This window comes from Alterileibacterium massiliense, assembly GCF_900104645.1.
Lineage (GTDB): Bacteria > Bacillota > Clostridia > Peptostreptococcales > Anaerovoracaceae > Alterileibacterium > Alterileibacterium massiliense.
The window spans coordinates 504,541-521,211 of record NZ_FNWE01000002.1 but is presented as its reverse complement, the minus strand read 5'-3'; the positions used below and the strand labels follow the sequence as shown (position 1 = coordinate 521,211).

At 34.0% G+C, this 16,671-nt stretch carries 16 protein-coding genes; all 16 read right to left on the bottom strand.

Translation table 11 applies throughout. The features are described 5' to 3' along the window. Positions 1-48: 48 nt before the first annotated feature. The 16 genes from BQ5371_RS04250 to purD all read right to left on the bottom strand — a co-directional run bounded on the left by BQ5371_RS04250 (position 49) and on the right by purD (position 16,649). The gene (locus BQ5371_RS04250) at positions 49-597 is read right to left on the bottom strand and encodes a DUF6382 domain-containing protein (protein WP_071132680.1); all 549 of its coding nucleotides are present in this window, start codon (positions 595-597) and stop codon (positions 49-51) included. 123 nt (positions 598-720) lie between these two features. After that, positions 721-1,500 carry a hypothetical protein gene (locus BQ5371_RS04245; RefSeq protein WP_071132679.1) on the bottom strand — a complete coding sequence of 260 codons (780 nt, stop codon included), beginning with the start codon at positions 1,498-1,500 and terminating at the stop codon, positions 721-723. Continuing rightward, positions 1,469-2,761 (bottom strand): DUF5702 domain-containing protein, encoded by a 1,293-nt coding sequence (locus tag BQ5371_RS04240; protein ID WP_071132678.1) that lies wholly within the window; start codon positions 2,759-2,761, stop codon positions 1,469-1,471. Before BQ5371_RS04240 ends, BQ5371_RS04245 begins: the two co-directional genes overlap by 32 nt. Continuing rightward, positions 2,751-3,101, bottom strand: coding sequence for a hypothetical protein (locus BQ5371_RS04235; RefSeq protein WP_071132677.1), 351 nt, complete (start codon positions 3,099-3,101; stop codon positions 2,751-2,753). The genes BQ5371_RS04240 and BQ5371_RS04235 overlap by 11 nt, the downstream gene beginning before the upstream one ends. A 6-nt stretch (positions 3,102-3,107) precedes the next feature. Further along, positions 3,108-3,260 (bottom strand): Flp1 family type IVb pilin, encoded by a 153-nt coding sequence (locus BQ5371_RS06865; protein ID WP_083377423.1) that lies wholly within the window; start codon positions 3,258-3,260, stop codon positions 3,108-3,110. Between the two features lie 138 nt (positions 3,261-3,398). Further along, positions 3,399-4,403 carry a type II secretion system F family protein gene (locus BQ5371_RS04230; RefSeq protein ID WP_071132676.1) on the bottom strand — a complete coding sequence of 335 codons (1,005 nt, stop codon included), beginning with the start codon at positions 4,401-4,403 and terminating at the stop codon, positions 3,399-3,401. Then, entirely contained in the window at positions 4,403-5,146 is a 744-nt protein-coding gene (locus BQ5371_RS04225) for a type II secretion system F family protein (protein WP_071132675.1), read from the bottom strand. The genes BQ5371_RS04230 and BQ5371_RS04225 overlap by 1 nt, the downstream gene beginning before the upstream one ends. Beyond that, entirely contained in the window at positions 5,146-6,360 is a 1,215-nt protein-coding gene (locus BQ5371_RS04220; protein ID WP_071132674.1) for a CpaF family protein, read from the bottom strand. Before BQ5371_RS04220 ends, BQ5371_RS04225 begins: the two co-directional genes overlap by 1 nt. After that, on the bottom strand, positions 6,361-7,344 hold the full coding sequence (locus BQ5371_RS04215; protein ID WP_071132673.1) for a hypothetical protein: 984 nt from the start codon (positions 7,342-7,344) through the stop codon (positions 6,361-6,363). It lies immediately after the preceding gene. A gap of 412 nt (positions 7,345-7,756) precedes the next feature. Beyond that, complete coding sequence (locus BQ5371_RS04210; RefSeq protein WP_071132672.1) at positions 7,757-8,464, bottom strand: pseudouridine synthase; 708 nt, start codon at positions 8,462-8,464, stop codon at positions 7,757-7,759. After that, the gene (gene scpB / locus BQ5371_RS04205; RefSeq protein WP_071132671.1) at positions 8,451-9,059 is read right to left on the bottom strand and encodes an SMC-Scp complex subunit ScpB; all 609 of its coding nucleotides are present in this window, start codon (positions 9,057-9,059) and stop codon (positions 8,451-8,453) included. The genes BQ5371_RS04210 and scpB overlap by 14 nt, the downstream gene beginning before the upstream one ends. Continuing rightward, complete coding sequence (locus BQ5371_RS04200) at positions 9,059-9,802, bottom strand: segregation and condensation protein A (RefSeq protein WP_071132670.1); 744 nt, start codon at positions 9,800-9,802, stop codon at positions 9,059-9,061. The genes scpB and BQ5371_RS04200 overlap by 1 nt, the downstream gene beginning before the upstream one ends. Further along, positions 9,795-10,595, bottom strand: coding sequence for a tRNA pseudouridine(38-40) synthase TruA (truA, locus tag BQ5371_RS04195; RefSeq protein WP_071132669.1), 801 nt, complete (start codon positions 10,593-10,595; stop codon positions 9,795-9,797). Before truA ends, BQ5371_RS04200 begins: the two co-directional genes overlap by 8 nt. Positions 10,596-10,719: 124 nt before the next feature. After that, positions 10,720-11,421, bottom strand: coding sequence for a prepilin peptidase (locus BQ5371_RS04190; RefSeq protein ID WP_135354790.1), 702 nt, complete (start codon positions 11,419-11,421; stop codon positions 10,720-10,722). A gap of 176 nt (positions 11,422-11,597) precedes the next feature. Continuing rightward, entirely contained in the window at positions 11,598-15,365 is a 3,768-nt protein-coding gene (locus BQ5371_RS04185; protein WP_071132667.1) for a phosphoribosylformylglycinamidine synthase, read from the bottom strand. A gap of 15 nt (positions 15,366-15,380) precedes the next feature. Beyond that, positions 15,381-16,649, bottom strand: a complete 1,269-nt coding sequence (purD, locus tag BQ5371_RS04180; RefSeq protein ID WP_071132666.1) for a phosphoribosylamine--glycine ligase — start codon at positions 16,647-16,649, stop codon at positions 15,381-15,383. Between the last annotated feature and the right edge of the window lie 22 nt (positions 16,650-16,671).

Genomic DNA, 16,671 nt, shown 5'->3' with positions numbered 1-16,671 from the left:
TCCTTTGTTTTTATAAATAATTTATGCTAGATAATTATACTATAAGCTCTATTTCTTCTCAAGCCAGATAAGCTTCTTATCAATATATCTATTTACTTTATTTGCATTTCTTGACTCTATTACAGAAAAAAGACCATTTAATAACTCATCTTTATTCACGCTTTCTCTGTTTATGCTCTCTTTGCCTATGCTTTCTTCCTCAAATATTTCTATAGCTAACTTCTTTATCTTTTCCCAGATTGGCGTATTTTTTAAGTCGGGATAGTATAATAATCTTATTTTAGGTTTTTCAGGATTGTTATGATTAAAATATATTGTATTTAAATTCACTTCATATCCTGAATCCGGTATTAAATAATTATTATTTTTCTCTGATATTTCTATAATGGATTTAATAAGATTTAGCTTTTGATTATAATTCATCACCTTTGCATTTATCTTTTCAAGATTACATAAATCATATGAAAAAATATATGTCCTTCCTTCTTTAAAAATGCTCATCGGCAAAAATGTATCCGTATATCCACATATAAGTATTTCAGTTAAATAATTGGGCATATCAAAGCCATTAATTTTATATTCTAAAATGCTTCTCATATTTTTCTCTTTTTATTCTTTAGTAATATTCACCAATAATATTCCCAAAATTCTCCAGTTTTTTGACTTTTATTCTTGTTATTTTAGTTGCTTGTCCTCTTATTTTAACCCCTATTATCTTAATTATCCTCCGCATTTTGAGCATGGAAGATAGCCCCTTTTCTTAGCTGTCTTTTTGCTTATTGTAATATAATGCCTGCTCATAACACCGCAGCCTGAAAGATGATAATTATCTCCATATTGAGGGAATATATATACAAGGCTTCCAAGGTTTGCATTCTTGCTCATGCACAAAGGACAAGTTCCATATTTATGCTTGATATTTTTATTTAATGACACTGCAGTCACAGCAGTTTTCATATATGTGCAATTCTTATTATGATATTTAACCCCTGATTTAGGAAATATGTAAACCGCCTCATCATTTTCCATAAATCCAGCTTCATCTAAGGGTTCAATTTCTCCCTCTTTACCAACATATGCTCTCGTAGCAAGACCCAGATTATATTTTGCTCTCGAGTTTATATTTATCGGATTTTTAATATCAAATCTTAAATCCGCCTTGAAGAAAATAATATTATCATTTTTAAACTTATTTACCCTATATCCATATTCTTCTATCGAAAATTTGTCTATTTGCTTATTTTGATTTTCTATATCCCTTTTTATGCTGTATGCCAGCTCATATTTATCATCTATAAAATGTGCTTTTATTGCTCCAAATCTAAGCTCATTAGCCATTATAAAGCTTGCATTTTCTATCGCTATATAGAGCAAAATTATCGATGTCATAACAACGATTGCGATTATAAAAATTGGCATGGTAATTACGGATTCAAGCACATAACTTCCTTTTTTATTTATGCCTATTTTATTTATATCTATCTTTAATTTCATATTCATGTCCATTCATCTTGATAGAAAAGCCTAGCCCCGTATAATATTCTTCAAAATTAAAATCTTCATAATACCTATACTTCATATTTATCTGAATTATATCCATCGTCCTTAATACTCTTGTGTTTTGATTAAGAGAAAGCATAAGGACAAAAAGATAATCTTCATATCCATATCCACTGCCTTCATTTTTACCTCCTTTCCCTGCTTCTTTTTCTATAAGAGATTTTTTATTTTTATTTAAATTTTCAATCTCATCTTTGCTTAAACTCTTTCTTAGTTTATCTCCATCAAGAATTGCTCCTAAATCAGTTTCCCATGTATCTGTCGTCTTTAATATCGGAATCTTTCCTCCCTTTACCAAAGTGTCCACATCATATTCAGCTTCAGCAGCTGCCCACACTTCCATAAGTAAAATCTTCGTTCCTGCCGATAGAGGGCCTGGTGTGATTAGCTCAGCGGCTGCCGAAATAAGTGCCATCTTTTCGCTATCGCTTTTAAGATATATTAGGTTTAAAGCATTTCTTATTAAAAATATTTTCCTCCTGCATATTTTGTAATTTTCTTCATCATTTGGCTTTCCGGATACTATGTATTCCCATTCATTCCTAAAAAATGATTTCTTTTCATCTGCTATTTTTAGATAACTGTCAAAATATTTGTAAATAAAAGCAACCTCTACCGCAGTATTTACTCCCTCATTCTTAACCTTTTCAATTTTATTATTTTGTTTTAGAATATTTACAATGCCAGATATATCAGGTGCTCCTCCGCTCCCCTTAGATGGCAATGTTTCTAAAACTACAGGATTTTTTATCTTTCTTATATCTTCGCTTGAGATGTCTTTTTCTTCCCTACCGATTCTATGCTCATCTTTAATTATTGAACTAATGGCTTTTTCCTTTATTCCATTCTTCATTGAGTTTTTAAAATTCTTAGGATCTCTCATTTCGTATCCAAAAAGACATACCCCAGATTTTTCAAGCGATGATTTCATTCTTCCATCGAATGAAAAATCGACATATCTATTTATCTTATCTGAGATTTCTCCGTCATTACCTTTAAAAGCGAGCAAGCCATAATCTTGAAATAGATGAATATCATATTCAGATAAAACTGCCTTCGACCAAACCTTGCCGAATGATTTGACTTGACTTTTTAAAACCATTCTTCTTGAGATAGCGATTGAAGATATAATCATAAAAACAAAGGCTACAAAAATCATTGACAAAAGAATTGTGCTAGAACCTTTTTTATTATTTTTCAAGTAGCTCACCTGCTCTAATTATCTTATCCTCGTTATACAAATATAATTTTGTATTTATCTTTTTTTCTAAGTCAAATTTTAAAATTCCAAATTTCATCATCTTAACCGAGTCATTTTTCTTATATGAAGTAAATGTCAATCTTTCATATGAATTGTTTTTATTTAAAGCATCTTCATGAGTTTTAACTTGAGTATCTAATATTTCAAGGTAGAATGTAAAAATTCTTACAAGGAGAACTGTTGTGAGTATTATTATCGGTAGCGTCATAGATGCCTCAACCATCTCATGCCCCCTTTTATCCCTTAAAATTCTCATCTGCTTAATCATATCTATAATCATCAATTATCAAAAATTTCCTGAATTTAAGCTCGAAAAAGTCTTATTTACAAATGATGTAATCTCAGTTTTAAAAATTATTCCAAGTGCTACAGCAATTGCTACCAAAATGGCTACTTGAACCATCTCCATTCCCCTTTTATTTCTAATAAACTTAAACATAATTAAACCTCCCTTTTTCGCTTTTATATCTTTATTATTTTTTTATTTTATTTTTGCTTTCTTGTTATTATCTTATATTTTTTTCTTATTATTATTTTTTTATTCTTTTTTATTATTTTTTACTATTTTTATTTTAAATTAAATTGAAATAAGTGCCGGTGCCATGGTTATAACGATTAGTAAAATAAGAAGTAAACCGAGTGGCATTGCCATCTTTGTATCTATCATTTTTCCTTTTTCCTTTGCTATAATTTTTCTTTCTTCCCATAAAAAGTGGCTTTCATCTGATAATTTTTTTATTATGTCGCTTCCTCTCTTCTCATTTTCTGAAATTATGCTCGAAAGTCTTATAAGCTCTTTAATTCTATATTCGGACGCAAATTCGTTCATCATCATTGCTGTGCTAACTCTTGAATCTGTATTCTTTTCTCTAGTTTTTAATAAAGCTTTTTCAAAAAAGGTTCTGCTCTCTTTAGGAATGAGCTCATAAGTTTCACATATTTTGTTGATGGCGTCGCTCAAAATCATTCCGGAATTTAACATCAAAAGCATCTGATTTGTAAAACGAGGAAGTCCTCTTACTATCTCTTTTCTTAATTCTGATGACTCATCTTTTTTCTTTTTTATAGGTTCTAATATTAGAAAAATTAAGATGAAAATATAGATTATTGGGATTACATAGATATTGCTATCATGCCTTTTCCTCGAATACCAGCTAATCTTCTCTCCAGAATCAAGTTCCTTTGGCAAAATTATTTTTTTGCTCTTTGAATTTTCTATTTCTGAAATAATTTTGTTTATCTCAATATCTTTTTTTATCTCATCTTCTTTTCTATCTTTATCACCTAGTCTTTTCTTATTCTTCTTTTTAATTAATTTTGTAGAAATATTGACATTTTCAGATTTGATTTTGCCTTTTCTTTCTATCTCAATCCTAAGGGGATATTCATAAATCTTATCTAGATTTTTTCTTTGAATTGCAACTGCTTCGCCTTTTTTATTAACAAAAATGTCTGGCTCTTTAAAAGCATCTTTTATCAAGGCAATGGACAGTAGAAGAACAAATGAAATGGAAATTGTGCTGATTTTCTTCCATAAATCCTTTGAATTTATTAACAAAAAATATATCTCTTTTAATTTCATTAAATTTCTATCCTAGTGATTTTTCTTATGACTGAATAAATTAAAATATTGGAAAGTGCAACCGCTGTCATAATGATTCTCCCAATCCATGTAGCATAAAGAGGCAAAATATAATCCGGTGAAAAAATGTTCAGGAATATTATTATTAAAAAGGGCATTGCAAATATAACTAATCCCTCATTCTTTTTTGTTCTTGACATCTCCCTTATCTCCTTATCTATCGTCATCTTATCCATGATAATTGAAGTCGCTTGGTTAAGTGCAATGATAAGACTTGCCCCCGTTGATTTGCATATTGAATATATTGTAACAAAATCAATTATGTCCTCCTGCCCTGTCCTCTTAGCAAACTCGCTTAAAACATCTAAATCGCTCTCGCCACCTTCGTTCATCCTCTTATCCATAATTTGAAGCTCTTTTACAAGAACTGCTTCTCGTCCATATACCGATGCTATCCTAGGTATAGACTCTCTTACCACCTCTCTCATGGAATATCCTGAGCCTAAAGCCGTAGATGCAACAAAGAGAAAATCTTTGAATTGCAATATAAGCTCTCTACGCCTCTTGTCTACCAGGATTTCTCCTACCCATTCTTTAATCCTTTTAACAAATGGAAGAATTATAATGCCGAAGATAATGCTACGGTAGAAGAAAAATGATATGGCAATTCCTATTATCAAAATCGTTACATCTAGCAAGTAATCTTGCCTTTTAGAAAACTTAAACACATCATATTCATACATCAGCTTGACCCCCTAATGAGCTTTTCATTATTTATTAATTTATTTTTAGTACGAACAAGCTCATCTTCCCCATTTCTGACAAAAAGATAGTTTAGTTCATAGTCATCATCTTTAATACCAATCATTTCCGCTATTTCCACCACCTTTCTATTCCCATTTTTATCCCTCATAAGGTGCACATAGATTTCTACAGCATTTGATATTTGACCTTTGATTGATTTCATAGGTATCTGTGAATCCATAAGATACATCGTTTCGAGCCTGCCAAGCATACCTTTAACGGAATTACCATGACCCGTTGACATACTCCCAGAGTGACCTGTGTTCATTGCTTGAATCATATCCACGACCTCTTTGCCCCTTACTTCGCCGACTATTATTCTATCCGGCCTCATTCTTAGGCTAGTTCTTATTAAACTTGCCATGTTCACCTCACCTCTACCTATCGAATTTGCTCCTCTACATTCCATGTGAACAATATTTTTAATATGTTCTATCTTAAGCTCCGCCGAATCCTCGATTATTATTACCCTCTCATCTGGTAAAATCGATTCACTTAGTGCATTTAAAAAGGTGGTCTTGCCCGACGATGTTCCTCCGCTTATAAAAATGTTATACCCGCATTTGACAAACTCAGATAGAAAGTCGCTACATTCTCTTGTTAAGCTTTTTAATTCGATGAGCTTATCCATGGTAATCGCTTCCTTGTTGAACTTTCTTATCGTAAGTATTGGCCCATTTAATGCTATAACTTTTAATACTCCATTAACCCTATATCCATTTTCAAGCCTTGCATCTACAATTGGATTTGCCTCATTTATTTCACGATGCACTGAAGATGCGAACATTCTTATTAAGTTTTCAAGTTCTATCTCAGAAGTAAACGAATCATCTATTTTTAGTATTTTCTTTTTCTTTTCTACATAGATTTCCTTATACCCATTTACCATTATTTCATTGATGTCTTCATTCCTAAGAAGTTCTGTCAGTATCCCATATCTGTCTCTCACCCTTTTAAAAATGCAATTTATTAAGGGCTTAACTTCATCAAAATCTATATTAGAAATTTGAGAGGAGCTAAAAAATTTATCTTCAACCACTAAAAGCAAATCCTTATCGTCCCTACCATATCCTGATTCGCTTAAGTCCTTTTTTATCTCGCATGCTAGCTTATCAATGATATTCCCATATTTTATTGTCAGCTCTCTTATCATCTAGGCAACTCTTTCGTCAATTCTTTCGTCAACTCTTTCATTAATTTTTCCGTCAATTCTTTTATCATTTTTTTCATCAAAAATTTTTATGGCGAGGTCTTCTGATTTTATTGCAATACTATCCTTTCCAGTATCCCAATTTATTTTGATTATTTCATTTGCTTTATCATTTAAAAGACCATCTATATTCAATTTGTTTTTTCCGCTTTCCACATAAATTTTGTATTTCGATTCATTTATCAAGTCTATTGCAAGTTCTGTATATGCTGTGGCAAAATCCAAAATAATATAATCAAAATAATTATTGCCCAAAAATTCCAGCAATCTATTAGCTACTTTCTCATCTAGGTTTGCCAAATAATTTATTCCTCTAGGTAATCTCAGAAATTCAACATCATAATTGTCTTTTTCAAAATATACTTCTCTTGAGAAAACTCTCCTTTCTTCTATATAATAAACAAGCCTTAAGAAGTCATTTCTTGATGTCACCATACTATTTGAATAATTATTTAAAAAACTCATTGGTAAAATAAGAACCTTTACTCCATATCTATATGCCAATTGCCTTCCTAGCATATTGCTTGTATATTCGCTCCTTTCATCTCCAAAATCCGAAAATATGCTTATTAAGTCATACTCCTTTCTCTTAAAGCTTTTATCTCCACTCCAAAGACTATATGCGAGATTAAGTTCATAAATTATTTTGCAAGCTCCTGCATATTTAAATATGAAATAAGGTCCTCTCTCCCTTGCTTTTAATCTTTCAGGAACTTCTTTATCTAGTAAAAATACAATTCCGCCTTTATATGAGTTCAAAATGCTCCTGCTAAAATTTCTAGGGCTATAATCTGTGACAATAAGGCAGTCCTTTTTATACCCTTTAAACTCACCGATTTCGACAAATATATTTTGCTTATATTGCCTAAGAGCTTTTATCAGTGCCTTGGAATACTCCATGTCTTTCATAACAAGTTTTATTCTCATATGACCTTCTTTGACCTCCTTTCAAGAAAAATATAGCAGTTATATTCCTAAATTTCCGTACACATTTTTTCTGCTTTGGGTAACATATCTGGCATTTTTAGTTTATTTTTATTTAATAGAACAAAATTTAGCCTTTAAAAGGCTTGGTATTTCAGCGATATTTAAAGCTTTGCAATTTTGAAAATACTTGATATGAAAATTCAAAAAATATCAACCAAATAAAAAATGACTGCAAATCCATGCAGTCACATCAAAATCATTTGTTTTTATTTGACAAATCGATTTCTTTAATCATTTTTTTGCTATTTATTTATTTGTTAAATCAATTTTTTAATCAAATTTTTACTATTTCTTTATTTTTTTACTATTTTTTTAATCGAGTTTTTATTGTTTTTTTGTTTAATCGATTGCTTCAAGCATTTTCCTTAAGTTTTCTCACTTCCTCGTCCGAGAGCTTTCTCACTAAACCTTGCTTCATATGCCCAATCTTAATATCACCAATGGCAATCCTTTCAAGTTTTTGCACAGGGTGACCTATCGTTTCAAACATTCTCCTTATCTGTCTTTTTTTACCCTCGTGAATAATTATTTCTGCCATCGTGGATGCTTTGAAATGCTTGATTATCTTTATATCACATGGCGATGTTTTATATCCATCGATATTCACGCCTTTTTCCAAAATTTTTACTTCGTTTCTATTTAAAATTCCATTGCATAAAAGCTTATATTTTTTATTTACATGGGTACTCGGGTGTGTTAGATTGTTTGCAAGCTCCCCGTCATTTGTAAAAATTAAAAGTCCAGATGTATTCATATCAAGTCGTCCTACAGGATAAACCCGTTCTTCTACATCTGGAATTAAGTCCATAACGGTTGGTCTCTCATACTCATCGCTCATCGTCGTAACAAAACCCGTGGGCTTATTCATTATCAAATATATATATTTTTTTTGTAGAGATATTTTCTCTTCATCTACCTCTACTAAATCATCTTCTTGTACATCATACCCCAGCTTTTTAATGATTTCTCCATTAACCTTTACCCTGCCATTTTCAACAAGTTCATCAGCTTTTCTTCTGCTTGTAATTCCTGATTTAGCGATATACTTATTTATCCTCATCTACATTTTCCTCATAAAAATTCATATTTAGCTGTGCATACGAATCCTCTCTATCCCTAATCTGTATATCCTCGCTATAATCATCAAAATCTGGGAGATCTGAAAGTGTTTCCAGCCCGAACTTTTTCAAAAACTCATCTGTTGTGCCATATAGCAAAGGTCTTCCAACTCCGTCAGACCTACCTGTTATATTTATAAGTCCCTTGCTAATCAATCCATCTAAAACACGCTCGCATTTGATTCCTCTTATTGAATCTATCTCACCTCTTGTAACAGGCTGTTTGTAAGCGACTATTGCTAGTACCTCAAGGGCTGCCTGCGACAATCGCTTTACCTTAACAGGCGTGCACAGCTTTCTAATATATACTTCTTGACTCTCATCGGTAACAAATTGAAAAGAATTATTTACCTCTCTTATTCTAATTCCTCTTTCATCTTCATCATATTCTTTTTTTAATTCATGAAAAAGTTCAATCGCTTCATTTTTGCCGATCCCAAGAACTTCTGAAGCGTCTTTTGCAGAAAGCAAATCTCCAGATACAAACATCATCGCTTCTAGAGCGGATTTCATAGTTTTTTCCCCATAGATTTTCATTATTTATTTCTCTTTCTTTTTATCTGAATATCTCCATATAATTCGTCCTGATTGACATCAATGTCCTGCGTCCTAACCATCTCAAGGAGGGAAACGAAGGAAAGCGCCATATCATATTTATCTGAGCCGGCCGGTATGAGATCCTTGAAGATTACAAAGCCGTTCTTCTTTGAATTTTCGTCAATAGCTTTTATCATATAACTAATTCTTTCCTCAACCGAGGCTCTTTCTCTATGAACTTTTACATATCTTTTTTTGACATCAGCAAGCCTTCTCTTCCTCTCAAGAAAAGCAAAAAATGCCTCTATAAACTTTTCCTCGCTCGTCTTTAAAACTTCCTCTGGATTGTCAAGGTAAATTGAAATATCTTCTCCCGCTTTTTCAAATATTCCAAGCCCTGCTTTTTCACCCTCTTGTAAAAACTCCGCAATCCTTTTGACCTTCATATATTCAGAGAGCCTGCTAACAAGCTCCCTTTCAGGGTCTTCCTCTGTGCTAATCTCATCATCGTATGACTCGCGAGGAAGAAGCATTCTCGCCTTCAATTTAATTAAGATAGCTGCGAGTAAAATAAACTCAGTTCCAACCTCAATATCGAGTTCTTCCATCTCATCTAAGTATCTAATATATTGATTTGTAATCTCAGAAATCCGGATATTATATATATCCATCTTGGCAGTTTGAAGAAGATAAATTAGCAAATCAAATGGTCCCTCAAAGGAATCAATCTTCACCTTATACATTTAGCTTACCTCCGAAGTATATTTCTTTAAGATATAATCCCTGTGGAGGAGCGGTCATCCCCGCCTTAGACCTGTCCTTGCTCATTATTATCTCGGGAATCGAAGATGGCTCTCTTTTACCAATTCCTACTTCCACAAGCGTTCCCACAATTATTCTAACCATATTATATAAAAAACCGTCGCCTGTAACTTCAATATTTAATTTCCCAGAGCTTTTTCCATATCCTTTTTCTGGTTCAATTAAAATCTTTTCTATCGTTCGCACTGTAGTTTCTCTTGGATTTGCTCCAGAGGATTCAAAGCATTTAAAATCATGTGTTCCAATAATATATTCTGACGCCTCTTTCATCTTTTCAATATTCAAAAATTGTGGTAATTGCCAGCAATAATTTCTCTGAAAAACATCTCCCATCGCATCTATCACATATTTATAAGTCTTTCCCTTGCAATCAAATCTGGCATGAAAATCCATCGGGACTTCTGTTGCACTCAAGATTTCAATATCACCCCTCGCACCACTTCTGCCTAAACCCCTTGAACCAAGTCGCTTATTCATTATATCCGCCAATTTTTCTGTAGGAAGATTATTATCCCAAAAAAAATTTGCACACTGTCCAAGTGCATGAACTCCGCTGTCAGTCCGGCTCGTTCCATTTATAAATACATCTTCGCCCGCTATGAACTTTAATATGTGTTCTATCTCACCTTGGACTGTTCTGACATCATCTTGCACCTGCCAGCCGTGAAAATCTTTGCCATCATATTTAATTTTAAGCAAAATGTTTTTTTTCATTCTATATTTTTTTCATTCTATATTATTTTTCATTCTATATTATTTTAAAAGTTCCATCATATAATTTAAAAATAATTTTAAAAAAGAGCTAAAATTTAAAAATGAGCCAAAAACTAAAAATAAGCTAAATTCCAAGTAAGCCTATCTTATTCCAAATAAATAGCATATATATGGTGACCGAAAAAAGTGCAAATGGTAACATAGGAATTTCTGCTGATTTTTCTGTCTGTTTGGTAAAATTTAGATAAAAATCATACACTCCCATAGTTAAACTTGTCATCATGAAAATTATAATAACACCCACATATCCCAAGGCAAGCCCTATTGCAGTATAAAATTTTATATCAGCACCGCCTATTACTTCCCTTTTATATAAAAGTCTTCCCAGCCCGTAGGTAATAATAGCTAATAAAAATCCTACTACTGCTCCTATGATCGTGTCATACCACCTTTCATGGATTGAAACAAATCCAATCGAGGATATAGCGAGAAGTAAATTAAGCTGGTCAGGAATTATCCTATATTTTATATCAGATATTGCCATTTCGGTAATTATAAACAATGCTATCAAAGCTCCAATCTCAAATTGCAAGCTTTCTCTTATTGCAAGGAAAATTCCCGTCGCGAGGAAATAAGATATAAAAATGTATTTCCACGGCGTGCTTTTTATCCTCTGCCTTTGCTCTATATCTTCAGGAAGTCCATCGTCATCGAACCACCTAGCGGGCATATGATTAAACCATACGACTGAGCCATTGCCTAGAACAATTGCCGTTATAATTGCAATCAATATTTTTACAAATAATAAAATATAATATTCCCTCATTTTCTTGATTTTACCATAATAAAGAATAAAGTGCGACAAATTTAAAATCTTTATCCTTCAATTAAAGTAATAAAAAAGTGTACCTTGAAATTTTGATTTTTGATTAATTCCTGAGGTACACCTTAATTCTCGATAATTCTCGATAATTCTCACTTTTGAGCTTTCTCTAATTTTAATTATTTAAAATATTTTACAGCCGATTCGAACATCTTCATATCATAATTTCCCTTGACATTCTTATATACTCCTCGGCTAATCCTCTCTGCATGTCCCATCTTGCCGAAAACCCTTCCATCGGGTGATGTTAGACCCTCAATAGCAAGCACTGAGCCATTTGGATTATACTTAATATCCATGCTAGGATTGCCATCTAAATCTACATATTGCGTTGCAATCTGCCCATTCTTTGCTAGTTCCAAAAGCAATTTATCGCTTGCAATAAGCCTGCCTTCTCCATGGGAAATAGGTATCGTATAAACATCGTCAACATCGGTCATCGCAAGCCAAGGTGACTTGTTTGATGCAATTCTTATTCTAACGAGTTTTGACTGGTGACGACCTATCTCATTTAAGGTGAGTGTAGGACATTCTTCGTCCATATCCCTTATCTCTCCAAATGGGACAAGTCCAAGCTTAATCAATGCCTGAAATCCGTTGCATATCCCGCACATGAGACCATCTCTAGCATTGAGCAACTCCATGGTCTTTTCTCTTATAAGATCATTTCTGAAAAATGATGTTATGAATTTACCTGAACCGTCCGGCTCATCTCCACCTGAAAATCCTCCAGGTATAAAAATCATCTGAGATAATTCAATCTGTTTTGCAAATTCTTCAATTGATCTCTCAATGTCATCAGCGGTTAGATTGCGAATTATCATAATCTTAGGAATACCTCCTGCTCTAGCAATTGCCTTTGCAGAGTCATATTCACAATTCGTACCTGGGAATACCGGAATAAGAACCTGTGGTTTTGAAGCATCAGAAAGAGCTTTATTATATTCATGTCTTTCTTTTAATTCATATGTAATCTTTGAGATTTTATCATAAGCCTTGTCTATCTTTGTGCTATATATAGGTTCTAGCTTTTCTTCTGAATGGGAAATTAAATCTTCAATTGAAACTTCTTCTTTATCATATGAAATAATTTTTTCATTCAAAGTTTTACCGAGCTTTTTAAATATTACATTTTTGCTTATGTCTTTTATAAATTCCAGATTAGAAATGTCCTCATTTGCCTCGAGAATAATAGAGCCATAATTCCAAGAAAATAATTCCTCTAATTTAAGAGCTTCATCATATCTAAATCCTATCTTATTTCCGAAAGACATCTTCATAACCGCCTCTGCAATTCCGCCAAAGCCGGCTGCGTACATAGACTCTATAAGTCCCTTGCCTTGAATATTTTTTACTAGTTCAAAACAATCTTTTATCGAAGATGCAATCGGAAGCTTATCCTCTCCATATTTAGGCGAAATGATATATACATCGTGATCTTTTGCCTTAAATTCTGAAGAAATTACATCATTCACATCCGCCGATGTTATCGCAAATGATATGAGTGATGGTGGAACATCTATATCCTCATAAGAACCGCTCATCGAATCCTTACCACCTATTGCAGCAAATCCGAGCTCCTCCTGTGCTCTAAAAGCACCTAGCAGTGCAGAGATTGGCAATCCCCATTTATCAGGATTATCTCCAAGCTTTCCAAAAAATTCCTGAAAACTCAGGTATATATTATCATTATATACGCCTGAGGCTACAAGCTTAGTTACTGAATCTAAGACTGCTAAATATGCTCCATGATATGGACTTTCTTCTGAAATAAATGGATTAAAGCCATATGCCATAACTGAGCAGGTATCGCTATCGCCTTTTTCTGTTGAAATCTTGCAAGCCATAACCTGCTCAGGCGTTAGTTGATATTTACCTCCCCAAGGCATCAATACCGCACCTGCTCCGATTGTTGAATCGAACCTCTCAGAAAGACCTCTTTTTGAGCATATATTTAAATCTTCCGAAAGCTTTATATATGAGTTTTTAAATTTTATATCTTTATTTATATCTTTGTCTATATATTTTTTATTATCATTATATGTGGCTTTTTTAATTCTTGCTGAAGCATATTTTGGAGCACCGTCTGTATCAAGAAATTCCCTTGATATGTCCACAATCTTTTTGCCCCTCCATCTCATCACAAGTCTTTCATCTGCTGTAACCTTAGCAACTACGGTAGCTTCAATATTTTCACTATTTGCAAGCTCAATAAACCTTTCTGCGTCGGTTTTGCTGATGACAACAGCCATTCTTTCTTGAGATTCACTTATCGCAAGCTCTGTGCCGTCAAGACCCTCATATTTCTTTGGCACCTTATCTAGATCAATATCAAGTCCGCTTGCAAGTTCGCCTATGGCAACAGAGACTCCGCCTGCTCCAAAGTCATTACAGCGTTTTATCATTTTAGATGCTTCAGCATTTCTAAATAATCTCTGAATTTTTCTTTCTTCAGGAGCATTGCCTTTTTGCACTTCAGCCCCTGCCGTGGTGAGAGATGATGAGTCATGTGATTTAGAAGAACCCGTAGCTCCACCGCAGCCATCTCTACCCGTTTTACCACCTAGAAGTATTACCACATCTCCCTCAGCTGGTCTTTTGCGAATTACATCTTCCTTAGGCGTTGCACCTACTACTGCACCTAGCTCCATGTGTTTTGCTACGAAGCCATCATGATATATTTCATCAACAAGCCCTGTGGACACACCTATTTGGTTGCCATATGAGGAATACCCCTGTGCAGCCTTTGTTACAATAGTCCTCTGTGGCAATTTGCCTTCCATTGTTTCTGATATTGGCTTTAGTGGATTTGCCGCACCTGTGATCCTCATCGCATTATATACATACGCTCTCCCTGATAGAGGGTCCCTGATTGCTCCACCAATGCAGGTAGCAGCACCGCCAAAAGGTTCTATCTCGGTCGGGTGGTTATGCGTTTCATTCTTAAATAAAAGAAGATAATCTTCGTCTTTTCCATCAACTCTTGCCTTGATTTTAACCGTGCAGGCATTTATCTCTTCAGAGGCATCTAAATTATTTAGTTTTCCCTTTCTTATAAGGTCTTTTGCAACAATCGTAGCTAGGTCCATTAAAGTTACCGGCTTTTTTCTACCAATTTCTTCCCTCACTTTAATATAATTATCGAAGGTTTTTTTAATCGTTTCGTCTTCAAACTCAATATTTTCTAGGATTGTATTAAATGTTGTATGCCTGCAATGGTCAGACCAATATGTATCGAGAACTCGAATCTCAGTTATGCTTGGATTTCTCATCTCTTTGGCAAAGTATTCTCTTACCGTCTTTATATCATTTAGATCCATTGCAAGACCTAAGTCACCAATAAATTTTATAAGCTCGTCATCTGAAAACTCGGTAAATCCATCAATAATCATAACATCGCTTGGGCTCCTATGTTCTATAGAAAGCTTTTCTGGTAACTCAAGTGGAACTTCCTCTGACTCTACCTCGTTTATAAGCTGGCTTTTTATAAGTTCTCTTTCCTTTTTATCGAGTTTTCCCTCAAAAATATATACTTTTGCATATTTAATAAGAGGTCTTTCCTGCTGGGAAACAATCTGAATACACTGCGCGGCAGAATCAGCTCTTTGGTCAAATTGACCTGGGAGAGATGAGATGGCAAATACGAAATCTCCATCATTAATCTGACTTTCAATTTCTTCATATACCATGTCAACTTGAGGCTCTGAAAATACTGTTTTAACGCATTTATCAAATAGTTCTTTGTCCATTCCCTCTGCGTCATACCTATTTAGTATACGAATTTCATCTATCTTATCTAATTTCAAATCTTCTTTAAAATATTTATATAGGTCTTTAGATTCTACCTCAACCGACTCTTTTTTCTCGACATATATTCTGTACACCATCTTAAAAACTCCTTTCTAAAGGGCCTCAATAAGTGCCTTTGAACCAATATCCTTTCTATAATATGCTTTTTTAAAGCTTATCTTCTCAATATTGTCATAAGCATCGCTCACAGCTCCCTCGAGTGTATCATCTATTGCAGTCAAACCCAAAACTCTTCCGCCATTTGTAATTAATTTATCATATTTTCTTTTCGCTCCTGCAATATATACTATCGAATTATCAGATATTTCACCTATTTTTATCTCATATCCTTTTTCATATTCATTTGGGTATCCGCCGGACGCCATAACAACGCAGCAGGCAGATTTTTTTGAGAATTTGACAATATCTTCGCTCAGCTTTCCCTCTCTCACAGCAATCATTATTTCAAGAAGATCGCTTTCAAGTAGAGGTAAGACCACCTGAGTCTCTGGGTCACCGAATCTGCAATTATATTCTATAACCTTAGGTCCATCTTCTGTTATCATAAGTCCGAAATATAGACAGCCTTTAAATATTCTACCCTCTTTATTCATAGCATCTATCGTTGGAACAAAAATCTCGTCATGGCATCTTTTAGCAATTTCTTCTGTATAAAATGGATTAGGTGCGATACATCCCATTCCGCCTGTGTTAGGACCCTTGTCACCATCATTTGCCCTCTTATGGTCCATGGAAGAAATCATCGGAACTATGGTCTTACCGTCTGTAAACGAGAGAACGCTCACCTCGGGGCCCTCAAGAAATTCTTCGACTACAATTTCATTTCCGCTGTCGCCGAATTTCTTATCCTGCATTATTTCTTTAATTGCACTTATCGCACTATCTCTATCCATGGCGATAATTACACCTTTTCCCTTTGCCAATCCGTCCGCTTTTATAACAATGGGAATCTTGCAAGTCTTAACATATTCCATAGCAGAGTCTATCTCGCTAAAAACCTCATATTCTGCTGTTGGTATATTGTATTTTTTCATAAGATTCTTTGCAAAGACCTTACTGCTCTCAATCTCAGCCGCAGATTTATCAGGCCCGAAGCATTTTATCCCTGCCTCTTCAAGTATATCAACTGCACCCATGGCAAGTGGGTCGTCAGGAGCAACTATGGCAAAATCGATTTTTTCTTTTACTGCAAAATCCCTTGCCTTATATATTTCTTCCGCTCCAATATCTACGCAGGTTGCCTCTCCCATAATTCCGCCATTACCTGGCAAGGCATATATCTTTTCTATGTTTTTATTCTCTGATATTTTTTTTATTATGGCGTCTTCCCTTCCACCGCCGCCTATAACCATTATTTTCATCTTTATCTCCTATTGGTGTTCC

What these genes read in the sequence shown, in the direction of transcription:
- BQ5371_RS04250 (WP_071132680.1), bottom strand. Translation starts at nt 597, where the DNA reads ATGAGAAGCATTTTAGAATATAAAATTAATGGCTTTGATATGCCCAAT.
- BQ5371_RS04245 (WP_071132679.1), bottom strand. Translation starts at nt 1,500, where the DNA reads ATGAATATGAAATTAAAGATAGATATAAATAAAATAGGCATAAATAAA.
- BQ5371_RS04235 (WP_071132677.1), bottom strand. Translation starts at nt 3,101, where the DNA reads ATGATTATAGATATGATTAAGCAGATGAGAATTTTAAGGGATAAAAGG.
- BQ5371_RS06865 (WP_083377423.1), bottom strand. Translation starts at nt 3,260, where the DNA reads ATGTTTAAGTTTATTAGAAATAAAAGGGGAATGGAGATGGTTCAAGTA.
- BQ5371_RS04230 (WP_071132676.1), bottom strand. Translation starts at nt 4,403, where the DNA reads ATGAAATTAAAAGAGATATATTTTTTGTTAATAAATTCAAAGGATTTA.
- BQ5371_RS04225 (WP_071132675.1), bottom strand. Translation starts at nt 5,146, where the DNA reads ATGTATGAATATGATGTGTTTAAGTTTTCTAAAAGGCAAGATTACTTG.
- BQ5371_RS04220 (WP_071132674.1), bottom strand. Translation starts at nt 6,360, where the DNA reads ATGATAAGAGAGCTGACAATAAAATATGGGAATATCATTGATAAGCTA.
- BQ5371_RS04215 (WP_071132673.1), bottom strand. Translation starts at nt 7,344, where the DNA reads ATGAGAATAAAACTTGTTATGAAAGACATGGAGTATTCCAAGGCACTG.
- BQ5371_RS04210 (WP_071132672.1), bottom strand. Translation starts at nt 8,464, where the DNA reads ATGAGGATAAATAAGTATATCGCTAAATCAGGAATTACAAGCAGAAGA.
- scpB (WP_071132671.1), bottom strand. Translation starts at nt 9,059, where the DNA reads ATGAAAATCTATGGGGAAAAAACTATGAAATCCGCTCTAGAAGCGATG.
- BQ5371_RS04200 (WP_071132670.1), bottom strand. Translation starts at nt 9,802, where the DNA reads ATGTATAAGGTGAAGATTGATTCCTTTGAGGGACCATTTGATTTGCTA.
- truA (WP_071132669.1), bottom strand. Translation starts at nt 10,595, where the DNA reads ATGAAAAAAAACATTTTGCTTAAAATTAAATATGATGGCAAAGATTTT.
- BQ5371_RS04190 (WP_135354790.1), bottom strand. Translation starts at nt 11,421, where the DNA reads ATGAGGGAATATTATATTTTATTATTTGTAAAAATATTGATTGCAATT.
- BQ5371_RS04185 (WP_071132667.1), bottom strand. Translation starts at nt 15,365, where the DNA reads ATGGTGTACAGAATATATGTCGAGAAAAAAGAGTCGGTTGAGGTAGAA.
- purD (WP_071132666.1), bottom strand. Translation starts at nt 16,649, where the DNA reads ATGAAAATAATGGTTATAGGCGGCGGTGGAAGGGAAGACGCCATAATA.